Source organism: Coxiella-like endosymbiont of Rhipicephalus sanguineus (assembly GCF_018687865.1).
In genome coordinates, this window is record NZ_NIQB01000038.1 from 23,068 (window position 1) to 35,580 (window position 12,513).

The following is a 12,513-nucleotide window of genomic DNA, read 5'->3' on the forward strand; positions in this document are numbered from 1 at the left end:
TTTTTCGCCTAAACTTTTTACGGAAACGCGTTCCCCCTCCCCCATTATCATATTTAAATTAGTGATCGCTAATGATTTAGTAGCAAGTAAAGACCAAATAGCCAATTGATTCTTTTGATAGACAGGATTATTAACAAAGTTAAAGCTTTGGCACGCTTTTTAGGGCTTAAAAATTAAACTATTAAATTTTGTTTTGAGATGGCTAAAATTAATTTTGTTTGTTAAAGATTCATATTGTTGTGCTAGATATTGAAGATAAATTTCTGCTGCTTGTTGTTGATCGGTGGAGTAAGCAGTTGCTGTAAAGAGAGAATTAAAAATTAAAATAATTATCATAAGTTAATTCGGGCTTTCCAACTCCGTAGTTGCTTTCCATTGAATCATTTGCGTCATATAAGTAAAGAATATCGCTAGCCGGAACTAGCCAGAATATTAGTAGTAAGATTAGGAATCAAATTCTTCTAATTTTTGATATCCGCTGCCATCTTGGGGTTGGTAAGTTGATTAGCATTTACTACTTGTTCAGGAAACTGAAGCATGATTTTTGAAATTTGATTTTGGGTAGCGAGTGCAGCGTTAATATGTTGTTGTTTCAGTGCATTATTTTTTCGGCTTGGCTTGTAAAGCAATTGCTAGATTTTTATAAAGCTGATATTTCATATTGTTAATGCTTTTTTTTGCTTTCAATTGCCAATGTCTGAATTTCAGTACCTATATTGCTTTATGGCAGCAATAACGCTGCCCATCGGATCGAGATCAGCCATTGCTGACGTGGAGCCAATCATTAAAGTTATAAATGAAGTGATGCCGATGAAATGAATTTTTTTTATAATTGAACCCTTCTATTTAAAACCACTGAATGTTAGATGATTTTTTTTCTGTTTACGGCGAAGGTGTTGAGTTAGTGTCAACTGATAAAGATATTGGATTATCGGTTGAATTAATTGCCGTAGGAGGTAGCGTGCCGCTTCCACCATCGCTACTCTACTTAGAGAAGAACTCTAATTAAAATTAGCAAAATAAGTGCTTAGTAAAGTACGCATAGCTAATAAAGCGCAGCATTGATCGCCTATATTCAAATCACTACAAGAATTAGCTATATACTGAACAGCTATTTAAAACAGAAGCGATATTACTCACCGCATTTTTGTTAGAGGCTGCTAAACTGTTAAATTGAGAATCGGAATAGCTGAGATAATTGGCACATTGGGAAAGAGGAACGCTATCTGCAAAACACAAGGAAGATGTCAATAACAGAGTAACAGTGATGGATAATAAATATTTTTTTAGGCTCATAATAAGCTACCCTCTTCTAAAGATTGCAATATCAATTCGAAAACATTTTAATTATTTCCAAATGAGGCAACCTCTGCACCTTTAAGGGATCAAACAATGAAAGAACTCTTCTCGTCGCTTTTTCTTTTGTTATTTTCTGATAGTGCTTGGGCCGACGATATTTACCGACTTTACTGATAACACGTCGATAAACAGTCACCATGATTTATCGATTTCCTATTTAAACCAAATCTTTGGCACTGTCGGGAATGTACTCTACGGAACAATAGGGCAGATGCTGGGTAAGTTATTTTATAAACTCAAAGAAGGAATTATTGTGGTAGCGGGATTGTGGTTGGCTTATACGGTTTTCACCATTGTATTACCAGTCATCCAAGATGGCTCTTTTATGGGTCCGAATAAAAATGTCGCTCTCGTATTTTTAAATCGCTTTTGGCTTTAGCTTATTAATTCCTAATCTAGCCACAGGTTATTCATTGCTCCAAGATGTGGTAATGAAAGTAGTGGTAGAAGGCGTAGGATTAGCGGATCAGACATGGGAGTTCAGACATGGGAGTATGGATTAAAGTACATTAACGAAGGTGGTGCCGTATGGCGCGACTCGAATCGAATGGTGTCGGAAATGATATCGTTAGTGAACTATTACAGCCACGAGCGTGCTTGGAACAGCAGAATCGAACAAGAGATGGGCCCAGGACAGAGCAAATATTTGCTAATGCTGTTTTGTATGTATTCTAGTATTGATAGCTAACCTAATGCACAATCGAGTAACAATATCGAACAAATAATACGGGGGTCGCAGTTAACGTTAATCCCCCTTATTCTATACGATGTGATTGAGGATGATTGAGGGGCAAGCAGTAAGTGAATTAGTGATGAGTTTAATGCCAGCTGAAAAATATTATTGTTCACAAAACTCATCCGCTAATTCTTGCTTAGGTTACTTACAATCCCGATAATGTGAGTGACGATAATGCGGAAACTTTTTGGGAAGTTTATGTAAGTTACGTCAATACCTTAGTGCCTTTGGTGCAGCTCAATACCAGAAACGCAACTTTGGCTAAAGATTTTATTGAAGAAGCATAAAACGAAGGATGATTAAGTGCCAGTCGTTATTATTGGGATTTATCTCAAGTACAGTCGCACTATGATAGTATTTCAAATATTGGCAACTATACACCGACGGTAGTTGATGCTAATAACCACTTTAGGGAATCCTGATAAATACTACCAAGAAGCTCGTAAAACGTTGTTGACTTATATTCAGCCTGTATTGAATAAATTAAAATAATATCGCCAACCCCAAAAATTCTGGAGATACGGGTTCAGCGCCTAATCCGAGCGCAGCGGGTTTCAGATCTGGTATGGGGTAATTGACGCCATCTTTGGTAGCGTAGTCTATGATATCGGTAATCTAATTTCCACTTTCTCTACTAGTAATGGTCATGTAGGGGTAGTAATGGTCATATAGGGACAGATCCTATACTCTTTCTGCATTCTGCATAGTGTCGAGATGCGTGCTATTAATGTAGCTGCCAATATTTGATTCTGGTTTCTGGTCAGCATTGCTGTTTCCCTCTTTGCGACGGGTGTTTGTACAGCTTCCTCCTATAATGCACAAACACATGTCAGCGCATTACTCAGTTAGGTAAAGTAGGTAAAGCCATTATTTATGGTTGTAGCAGGGAGAGATTGTGGAGCGGCTGGATTTGTACTGGCTTATTATGTTCCTTTATACCCCTATTTTCTTTATACCTTCTGAGTAATCGGTTGAATTATCATGGTGATTGAAGCTATGGTGGCAGCACCACTAATCTGTTTCGGATTAAAACACTCCGAAGGACACGATTTTCTGGGTGAAGCGAAACAGAGACGTTAATGATTCTATTGGGAGTCTTTTTGCGGTCAGTATTAATGGTAATTGGTCTCATTGCGGGAATGATTCTTTCGTATGTTTCTTTACGAATTATTGTTTATACTACTTTTTTGGGTTTAGCGAGTAATCTCTTTACAAGCTCTCTTTCCTCAGGTGCTGCGAGTGGAAGTATTCTCTGTACTGCCGGTACTTTGATTCGGAAATTGTAATGAGCCTGCTTGTATTTCCGCTTGTTCTCGTTATTTTCACTATGTTGGTTTATATGGTAACGACGCAGTGCTTCAGCTTAATTTTTGCGTTACTGGATAACATCTTGCGTTGGATCAGTTCGTCGCCTCAAACAAGTTCCGCCGGACAAATGGCGTATCAAATGCAAGGGTATGTTAGTGGATTTGGGCAAACGACGCGTTAAGGAATTAGTCAAGGAAGTCAAGCAGTTGAAAGTAATAGTTGAGCTGTGCTGCGGTAACAAAAGCAGGCTTAATTGAAACGTACGGAAAGCCCTAATAATTCTTCCAGTGATAATTTTTCCCAGGGAGGAGGCAACCAGTAATTAAACCTGCAGATCTACTTTTTTTTGTTCACTCGCTGCTCCGAGCGGGAAAGCGGAATTAAATAAAACTCTTCCCTTAAAAAGGGTGAGAGAATTGGTAAGGTAAAAAAATCATAACATAGCAATGACGCGCATTTCTTTTGGAGATTGACTCGCTGAGACTTCTTCAAGTAAAGGAGTCCTTTAGGTTCTTCTTTTCCTGTTACGAAAGCAATCAAACCAGGAACTGCTTCTCGAAGTAAGAACTGCTTCTCGAAGTAATTTGATTCGAAATATCAAGAGCCTTGAAGGCAGTAGCACCATAATCGCTCGGAGTGAAGGAAGCTGAAGTTAAGGAGTTCCTACCAGAAAAAGACCATGTAAAAAAAACTCGAACAGTACGAGGACGCTTTTTAAATAGGCACTATAAAAGTCCCGTGATCGGCTCTCTTTTCACCGACCTATCAGGTGGGCGGTGAATTTTATCAGCAACGTTGACAAAAAACTTCCTAAAAAGTTCTTGCTAACATTTCGCCGTTTTTCTGTTATTTTTTGTATCGATCTTAACCTACTGCTTCCAAAATTCAGCGTTTTAACACTTCTGTGAATTTTTTAACAAGATGGAAAAGTTATTCCCTCAAAAATAACTTTTTCTCCAGAAGCTTAAAAAAACCTTAAAGTTATATACACTTCGCTTACCGCTCTCAGAGGTGGGGTAGAGGACAGGATAGCGTAGAAGTCTGAAAGTCTGAGTTTCATAAATACGTTAATCCTGATGGAGTTTAATAAGGGCCACAGAGAGTAATAATAGAACAAGACTTAATAGCAAGATAAAAACGAAGAATAAAAACGCTATTAAAATCATATCCTTTTAAGCCAAATAAAGAAAAATTATCAATTGAGAAATCGATCGGTGGCACGATATTTTGTTCTATTATCTTGGGGTAAATAAGTTTGCATTAATGAATCAAATGCGTAATCGGGAGTTACGATTAAAAGAAATAAAACTAAACCCATCATTGCAATAAGGATAGCTAAGCCTCAAGAAATTTGAACAATAGGAAGATAATGCACAAGCGAACTCAATAGAAGAGGTGGAATGCAAACTGTCAAGATAATTACGCGCACTGAATATCCACGCGATAATTTTGAAATAAAGATTTCCGTTACTGATATTAGATTCATCTACCCAAAAAAACAAAGAGGTTCCAATTCAAAAGCCGCCCGAAATGAAACAAGGGCTCAATAATTTTTGGTGAATGAGAAGTTCTTTTCTAAAGATCACCTAAAAATAAACTTAAAATAACTACTAAGCCTATCAGAATCAATAATAAACTAACAATTCTAAGAATGAGTGGAAGACGAATGTTAACAGTAAATTGATAAATTTTATGTTTTACGAAATGACTGGCCGTAAAATAATAAAAAAAAGAAATAAAAGAAGGCTAATGGGACTTATTCCTTCCAAAGAGCTAAGTGCTTAGGGAACTATTAGGTGGACGATTAAGAGAGTATAAAAAGTGAGGATTCCTAAAAAGGTAAAGGTTGTGGCAATACCCCTGGAAGCGAGTTGAAAATGATACCAACAGTGCTATCGGGTTTAGTAGGAAGAATACAGTGTAATGTCGTACTTTAAAATAAGCATCTCTATGAAGACAGAAACTAATTATTCCAAAACTTCTGGTAACCAGGGGCATTACTGTCAAGGGAAAATCGCCCCAGTCAAACAAAAAATTTGAAAGTATAGAAGAAAATAAAAAAGACCGCCCTACGGAAATACAAATCCCCCCAAATAGCCACGAGACTCAACTCTAAAATTAGAATTTTTAAAATCTAAAAATACAATTTTTTAAAAGATTAAATACGTTTTAGAGAAATAAAGAAGCTGAGGAAGAAACCAATGGGTTAAAAGAATGGCAAGAATAACCCCACCTAAGACTAGTGGAAGTGAAATTCTATAGCAAGCATAAAATATTTTCATGAAATTATTATTCTCAAATAAAAGCTATTTTTTAAACCTCTATACGGACCTTATTTTTTTCTATATTTCCGTAGAGGCGATGTTTGACGAAGATAAGCTTATTGCACCAGCAGAAAGTATTTTATAAGTCCGTGGAGAAATCAATCCTGCTTTAAATTTTTCTTCAACATCAACTCGCATAAGGTTGTCCATATTCCTCGATAAGGCGACGGGTCGTGGCCGTGACTTGTTCGGGATCGCTATCCAATACAATAGAAAATCACAGATTTTTTGTTAAAAACTAAAAACTCACGCAAATCTATGCGTTTGCCATCTATTGAAGGAACTAATCGCTGCCAGATGATTAAATGCAAAATTTCGACAATATCGATGGTTCAACCGATTCGCTCCTCTTGAGGAAAACTACCCACCATGCGGCGAATGATTTCTGCCGCTCCATTGCTGTGTAGCGTAGTATAAGGGGTGACTTGTTTAATGTGGCTTCTAATACCGCACTAATCGTTTCATTGTCACGTGCTTTCCTCACTAAAATTAAATGCGGTTTGCGACCGCAAGGCATTTCGTACTCCAGCGGAGAAAGATAGTAAATGGCACGGAATTTCTGATTGACAGACACTAGCTTTAGGAGTGCTGAGAGAATCATATACATATTCGATAGGTTCCTCAAAAGTGAGAATTTTCCGATGACTATCGGGCGCCTCAGCGAGTTCCTTATGGCTACAAGGAGTGTACTTTTTCCTAAGCTTGGTTGCCCCTGTTACATAAATGACTTCCTCTTGCGGAGTAATGGCGTAAAACAGCTGAAGGTAAATCGAGTTTTGACAGAGAAGGAGGTTCCGCCGGAATAGTGCGAATGGTAATTTGGATTCCTTCGTGTTCGTCTACATGACATCCAGTTCTATTCACCCGATAACAAAAGCTCTCATTAGGATTAGGTCGTATTTCATAGTGAGTATCGATATTCTCGCCTCACATGATTTGTGTTGTGCCATTTGGTCCGTAGATGGTATTTGAGAAGATTGCCGATTTCTGCGTTGGAGAGTTCCCGTCGCGTGACTGTTTGAATACGGCCATAGACTTCTATAACAATTGGTCGGTCTGTTTAAATTGTGATGTTGAATGCGCCAAAGCGATGACAGTAAACCAGAAATAGATCGATATGCTTCGGTTCAAAACGAGAAGGTTCATGAGGATAAAACTGTGAGTTCTCTATTGACATAGTTTTTTTTATCCTTTCAACTCTGCCAAAATTCTCTTTTCTTACCTCTTACCTCGGAAGAGGGTGAGGGAGCAAAAATATGTTTTCTTCACTTCTGAGGTAGGAAAATATTACGGCGAATAACTCCCCGGCGTTAAAACGGGGTTCCAATAACTGCTATCAGGTTGTAACGCCGATTGGGCGGTAATTCGCATAATCTCATCATTATTAATTCGAATCTGATTGGCCGAATCTGATTGGCGTCTCCTGTAATGCCCAGATTGGCTTTAGTAGCGACGACAGGAGAAGTAATTATCCCTTTTTGAGCCAATAATTTTCGATATAACAGCATTCTCAAATAATCACGTTTAAAACAATTTAAATTGGTTGCAAAAAATTCATTCGCTTGCTGTAAACCATCTTGCCAGCCTTGTTTTATATAAAAATTCCATATTTGAGCTTCGGATTTATCTTTTGGTAGCAACGAATCATCAGATAAATCTGGCTTTTGGTAATCAAGCTATAAATAAATACGCCAGGTGGGAGGTGCTGTTACGAACCAAGAATCTGCAATGATTTTATAAGTTTTGTTGGCGGTGCGAATCGTGTCATCATTGGCCAAATTAAGATTAGCTTGTGATTCGACAATACTGGTGGTAAGATGTTTTTTTAACAAAAGCTTTTTAAAATCAAAAATATGATCAAGGTAAGTTGACTGCTTTTCTAAAGCGGCATCGATATGTTCCGATCGCCATACCAAAGCACCTCGTGCACCGAGCATAATAGCAATTTCACGCAACGCTTGTTGACAAATATTATTAACCTGCCCATTTCCCGAGGGAAGTTAATTCATATTTACATAACTCATCTCTGTGAGTGGTGGCTCGTCGGCACCCCCACGATTAGCACAGGCTATTGCCATAACAGTGCTAGCGATAATAATCATCAATCTCTTTAAAAAACGGAATTGTTTCATAACTAACTCGTGTGATAACGTAGCTTGATGGTTCAAGTAGATGGATATAAAGGATGGATATAAAGGATGGATATAAAGTAATATATGGCTTCTTTTCTACTTGATAAGTGGCGTCTCGTAAAATTTCTGCTAAGGGTACATCGGTTGAATTAATTGCAACGAGTACGGGGATTACAGATCTTTTTCCTAACACGCGCAACTTGTAACTACTGGCCCGAGCAATTTTTCGCAATAAAAGCTCGATGGGGCCATTCCAATCCAAGGAAGTTTGTTGAGCCATACCAATGGTTCCCAGATTTAAATGGGGCAGTAATTTCGCATGCGGGTGAGTTACCATTTGAATTAGCCGATATCTGTTGCAAAGAATGGTCCACGGATACTTCCGCTTGAGCTAATTGGGCTTGAGCATTTCTATCCGTAACCCTTACAGGTGCGCTATCTATGGTAATATAGGAAAAGGATTAACAACCAACACAATGTTTGTTTCATTGTTCTGCAATTGCTTAATTAAAAGAAGAGTTGCGACAAAATCCATTCTCGATTTTATTTAATGCTTTAATAAATTAGCTTAAATTCTACGGAAAGAACCTTAAGGTAATATTAAAATGTGATTTGTTAATGGTACATCAACTCATCAAGAGAAACGGCATCTTTGGAAGAGCTGTTTTTAACAAGCTCATTAAGAAGATAAAATAACCAAAGTACACCCGGCGTAAATTCATCGAAGGTTATTTTTACGTCTAAAAGGGATTGCTCAGTATCTTCGTAAGTAGCATCTAACGTATAACCTAAACAGAGCGAAGACAATTAATCAACTCGTTTTGTAAGGCCCGGTAAAAGATGGGTATCAGAAAAAATTTCGGAATAAGTTATTTGGCGGCCTTTTAAAGTAAAATTAAAACCCATTGGGGGGTATTATAGTTAGTTTGTTAGCGAGGTCCATCAATGATCCCACCAAGGAATAGCAATCTTGCGTTGCCCCGCAATAGTACTACGAAATCAGTGCCAAAATACTTCGATACTAAAAAACCATAGCGATTGAGAATAGTGAAAAAGCATCGCTATCACAGAAACGATAAAAGTCTACCATTGAATATTAAATAAAAATAACAACATTGGAAAAAATGAGTTTTGTCTAATGATTTCATGCGGATCTATTTTTACTAATATTAAAAAAATTTAACACGGTTTAAAGTAACCCCCTTACCTATTTAATATTCTCTTAAGCTTCCGAGCGCAAAATGGCTCAAAGATTAAATTTCCATTAATTAGTAAGCGTAAAACATGGTAGTAAGCGCAAATGAGCCACAAAGAATTTTCCTAGGTGAAAGTTACTAATAAAGTCACTCAGTTGGTAAATCTGCTTGGATCAGCAATTGATGATATACGAGCAAGAATTTCTCTGGACAAAGCTAGCGTCAATCTGTTTGGAAAGTGGCTTGAAACGGATTCAGATTAGACACAACTTCCTCAATTTGGTATGAAATAAAACTGAATGGGAGATGGCCATAAGTTTTAGTTTGTCCAGCATTCGTTTCGAACTAAAAAACGAGAATTTAAAATTAAAACGCCATTTGATTGAGAGCGTGGACGCACAGAGTGCTCAGTTTATCCAGATGGCAGAAGCGTTCTATGCAAAAAGTCGCAGAACGGAAGACGATTATCAGCAGTTTTGTGAGGCAATATAGCAGCGGCAGAGCAGGTGTTATGCGCGGACAATTGGGATGAGTCGCTGTTCTTACGAGATACCTTAAAACCGATCCGAAAGATTTATTATGAAGAAGCTTTGGTTTTAAGAGAAAAATTAGGAGGAGATGAATCGACCAAAAAGTTGATGACGCTACTGGAGCTTCCCGAAAATAAAGTAAAGTTATATGTTTCGCTCTACCAATCTAACAGCCATGATTATAAAAAATGGGCGGCTTAGCTAGCTTCATTGGAAAGTTACATGATTGGTCAGCCAGTTTATAAAAAATAAAGCCAATACAATGAAGATCATTCGGCTTAAGCTTTCACAGCTATCAGAAGTCTATGTTGTTGTTGCTATTGACCCTACCCAGATTATTTCTGAGGAGAATCGACCGCGAAAAGATCGGATGCGAATTATATTAGTTACTTTAATGCCTGATGGTATAAAAAAGCGAAAATATCCTATAATTTGTTCATCAAGAAAAGCGTTATTATTACGCAAAGCAAACGTAAAAATTAATTTTAAAATCTGATGAGATTACATAATGTACTCATGAGATTACATAATGTACCCAGCGCAGAAAAATGCCACAGATTAGACAGCTGATTTCTTTGGGTTATTAGTTTTGTTGACTATTGGAGTAATTATTTTTGGGTGGCTAGAAAAACGCTGTATTATTGCTGGCATATTTTTTATTCGTCATTATGAAATTGAGTTAATTAAAAGCGTTTTAGATAGATTTAATGTGGTATTGAGGTGGGTACACCTTCCTCCCATTTAAAGAGCATAACTTAATTTTTTGGCAGCACTTTATGGCTACAGGAGATAGAAATCAAATTACATTTCCTGAAATAGGAGCTCTGAGTACCGAAACCGATTTATGGTTACCTTATCCTGTAATTCTAATTTTATTAGGATTCGCTACTTGGATATTATTTCACAATCGTTCCGCGTGGTTTCATCATAACCATTCGATGGAAAGTTTGAAGAATCTGAGGTTGAAAATTGGTCGCAAATTATATCCGTCCTTTCTTTAAATTTATTAGAACAAAATCTCGACGAAGGACCCTGAGCTATGGTGAAATTATCGCTTGATTTTTTGCAAAGAGCACCATGTATTGGAAATTACTAAAAGTAACAAGAAAGTTTGAACAATTAAGCCCGCTCCTGTAGAACTATTATTTGTACTTCAAATGAGACCCTTATGGAAAGGGGTAGATGTTTTACCCATTTATATTAAAGCGCTTCTAGTTGTTTTTTTTGCTCGGGGACATTGTAATCACAAAGTGGCTGACGATTTATTAATTCAAATCGCAAAATCCTCCCTTCATGGAAAGTTAGATTTTAGTGGAGTGGAAAAATTACTTCTCAAATATAAAGAGTCCAAATTCATTAAGTGGCTTAAGATGCTACGTAGGTATATTAATGGCGACTTTATTACATATTGCAAGAGTGGAACGAGAAGTGTTAACGATGGCTAAATTTTTGTAGTTAAAACCCGTCGATCGGCGTTTATGGTACATGTTAAATAGTGTAGGAAGGTAGATCGCCGTTATAGAATTGGCTAGTTTATTTGCTCATTGTCGAGTAGAAAAAAAGATTAAATCGTCCTTTACGGGCTCCCATGGTTAAGGAAGTTGTAACGGCATTGGATAAGGAGATAAAAATGTGCTTTATGTGGCCGGAAGATGAACGATAATATACCAGCTACGCGGTTTAGAAGAAAAACACGAACGTTTTTACGCGCATATCTTGGGCGACACGCGCACGTTAAGCGTACGCATTGCCGATTTCTTAAAAAATGCGCAAGGGGTAGCTACTTTTCTGTTACTGCTTGTGATTATTACCTTTTTCTTTTAGTTACTTGGCCGATATATTTTTATTGATAGGAATCGGTACTTTTATTTATACTTATACAATACACGTAAATGAAAGCTCCGCTTTTGCCTACCATAACATTCTAATCTGAAAGATTATAACGACTTAATACCAGGGACTCGGCATAAGCCATGCAAAGCGCGCGGAATTTACTATTTTGGTAACGAAATTAGAACCAAGGAAGAACTTTGGTTCAGCAATGAAGATATGCATACGCACGTTTTAATTTTCGGATCTACAGGAAGTTGTAAAACCGAAGCAATGGTATCGTTAGCTTATAATGCGTTTTTGAAAGCCACTGGTTTTATCTATGTCGATGAAAAAGGAGATAATTCGTTTTTTGCTAAGATTTTTTCTATGGTGCGGTCCATGGGCCGAGAAGATGATTTATTGTTAATTAATTTTATAACCGGTGCTCGGGATATTATTGGTCCTCAAGAAAAAAGTTATTGAATACCTTATTAAATCCCTTTACAAAAAATCTCTTTACAAACGGTTCCTTGAGTATATTCGCTCAACTTGTAGTGAGCATGATGGATAAAAAAGCCGCTGCTAAGCCTGATGGCGATATGTGGAAGGGCCGAGCAATTCGCATTTACTGAAGCATTAATGAAAATTCTGGTGGCTATGCGAGATGCAAGGCATATTTTATTAGACGCTAATATTATCCGTAATTATTTTCATTTACCCAAATTGGAGACAATTGTTGTTAACAAATTATTTCTGAGAGATGGTGAAGAGCTCATTAATCTAGAGAACATGCCACCTTCGGTAATTGAATCTATTGTAAATTATGTGTTAACACTTCCCGTATGCAATAAAGAAAAGAAAGGAAAGCAAGTTTCTAAAGTATTAGAATAGTACGGCTTTATTACGATTCAATTAGTGCGAGTGTTTACTTCGCTGGAAGATATGTATGGTCACATCATGCGAAAAAAATTTGGCAGAAGTAGATTCTTGCGATGTGGTGCTTAATCGTCGTATTTTGTGCGTTCTATTATCGGCATTGGAAAAATCTCCAGATGAATTATTGAATTTGGGTAAAGTTATTGTTTATACTTTAAAAGGCGATGATGGCTTCTAGTT

Annotated in this window: 11 protein-coding genes and 5 pseudogenes; 9 read left to right on the forward strand and 7 right to left on the reverse strand. The window is 37.2% G+C overall.

The window, feature by feature from the left end; genetic code table 11:
• Positions 1–159 precede the first annotated feature (159 nt).
• The 3 genes from B1F79_RS02405 to B1F79_RS02415 all read right to left on the reverse strand — a co-directional run bounded on the left by B1F79_RS02405 (position 160) and on the right by B1F79_RS02415 (position 1,296).
• The gene (locus tag B1F79_RS02405; protein ID WP_251365848.1) at positions 160–336 is read right to left on the reverse strand and encodes a hypothetical protein; all 177 of its coding nucleotides are present in this window, start codon (positions 334–336) and stop codon (positions 160–162) included.
• 125 nt (positions 337–461) lie between these two features.
• A complete protein-coding gene (locus B1F79_RS02410) occupies positions 462–629 on the reverse strand; it encodes a hypothetical protein (protein WP_251365849.1) in 168 nt (55 codons plus the stop codon).
• Positions 630–1,092: 463 nt separating this feature from the next.
• Positions 1,093–1,296, reverse strand: coding sequence for a hypothetical protein (locus B1F79_RS02415; protein WP_251365850.1), 204 nt, complete (start codon positions 1,294–1,296; stop codon positions 1,093–1,095).
• 274 nt (positions 1,297–1,570) lie between these two features.
• On the opposite strand from B1F79_RS02415, the gene B1F79_RS02420 reads away from it, so the two are divergent.
• The 4 genes from B1F79_RS02420 to B1F79_RS02430 all read left to right on the forward strand — a co-directional run bounded on the left by B1F79_RS02420 (position 1,571) and on the right by B1F79_RS02430 (position 3,584).
• Positions 1,571–1,738: a hypothetical protein gene (locus B1F79_RS02420; RefSeq protein ID WP_251365851.1), complete on the forward strand. Its 168-nt coding sequence runs from the start codon at positions 1,571–1,573 to the stop codon at positions 1,736–1,738.
• 518 nt (positions 1,739–2,256) lie between these two features.
• Entirely contained in the window at positions 2,257–2,382 is a 126-nt protein-coding gene (locus B1F79_RS06300) for a hypothetical protein (protein ID WP_285896364.1), read from the forward strand.
• 792 nt (positions 2,383–3,174) lie between these two features.
• Positions 3,175–3,381 (forward strand): hypothetical protein, encoded by a 207-nt coding sequence (locus tag B1F79_RS02425; protein ID WP_251365852.1) that lies wholly within the window; start codon positions 3,175–3,177, stop codon positions 3,379–3,381.
• Positions 3,381–3,584, forward strand: coding sequence for a hypothetical protein (locus B1F79_RS02430; RefSeq protein ID WP_251365853.1), 204 nt, complete (start codon positions 3,381–3,383; stop codon positions 3,582–3,584). Before B1F79_RS02425 ends, B1F79_RS02430 begins: the two co-directional genes overlap by 1 nt.
• A 2,161-nt stretch (positions 3,585–5,745) precedes the next feature.
• On the opposite strand, the pseudogene dotB reads toward B1F79_RS02430, so the two are convergent.
• From dotB to B1F79_RS02450, 4 pseudogenes are all read right to left on the reverse strand, one after another.
• A pseudogene (dotB, locus tag B1F79_RS02435) lies at positions 5,746–6,904 on the reverse strand (Dot/Icm type IV secretion system ATPase DotB).
• A gap of 133 nt (positions 6,905–7,037) precedes the next feature.
• A pseudogene (locus tag B1F79_RS02440) lies at positions 7,038–7,664 on the reverse strand (type IV secretory system conjugative DNA transfer family protein).
• Positions 7,665–7,923: 259 nt separating this feature from the next.
• Positions 7,924–8,320, reverse strand: a pseudogene (locus B1F79_RS02445) (DotD/TraH family lipoprotein); the annotation flags it as partial.
• Between the two features lie 154 nt (positions 8,321–8,474).
• Positions 8,475–8,765 (reverse strand): annotated as a pseudogene (locus B1F79_RS02450) (type IV secretion IcmS family protein).
• A 596-nt stretch (positions 8,766–9,361) separates the two neighbouring features.
• On the opposite strand from B1F79_RS02450, the gene B1F79_RS02455 reads away from it, so the two are divergent.
• The 5 genes and pseudogenes from B1F79_RS02455 to B1F79_RS02470 all read left to right on the forward strand — a co-directional run.
• Positions 9,362–9,547: a hypothetical protein gene (locus B1F79_RS02455; protein ID WP_251365854.1), complete on the forward strand. Its 186-nt coding sequence runs from the start codon at positions 9,362–9,364 to the stop codon at positions 9,545–9,547.
• A 14-nt stretch (positions 9,548–9,561) separates the two neighbouring features.
• Positions 9,562–9,786 carry a type IVB secretion system protein IcmQ gene (gene icmQ, locus B1F79_RS02460; RefSeq protein WP_251365855.1) on the forward strand — a complete coding sequence of 75 codons (225 nt, stop codon included), beginning with the start codon at positions 9,562–9,564 and terminating at the stop codon, positions 9,784–9,786.
• 61 nt (positions 9,787–9,847) lie between these two features.
• Positions 9,848–10,081 carry a type IVB secretion system protein IcmQ gene (locus tag B1F79_RS02465; RefSeq protein ID WP_251365856.1) on the forward strand — a complete coding sequence of 78 codons (234 nt, stop codon included), beginning with the start codon at positions 9,848–9,850 and terminating at the stop codon, positions 10,079–10,081.
• A 661-nt stretch (positions 10,082–10,742) separates the two neighbouring features.
• Entirely contained in the window at positions 10,743–11,030 is a 288-nt protein-coding gene (locus B1F79_RS07180; RefSeq protein ID WP_443652029.1) for a secretion/conjugation apparatus DotM-related subunit, read from the forward strand.
• A gap of 214 nt (positions 11,031–11,244) precedes the next feature.
• Positions 11,245–12,493, forward strand: a pseudogene (locus B1F79_RS02470) (type IV secretory system conjugative DNA transfer family protein); the annotation flags it as partial.
• Positions 12,494–12,513: the final 20 nt, after the last annotated feature.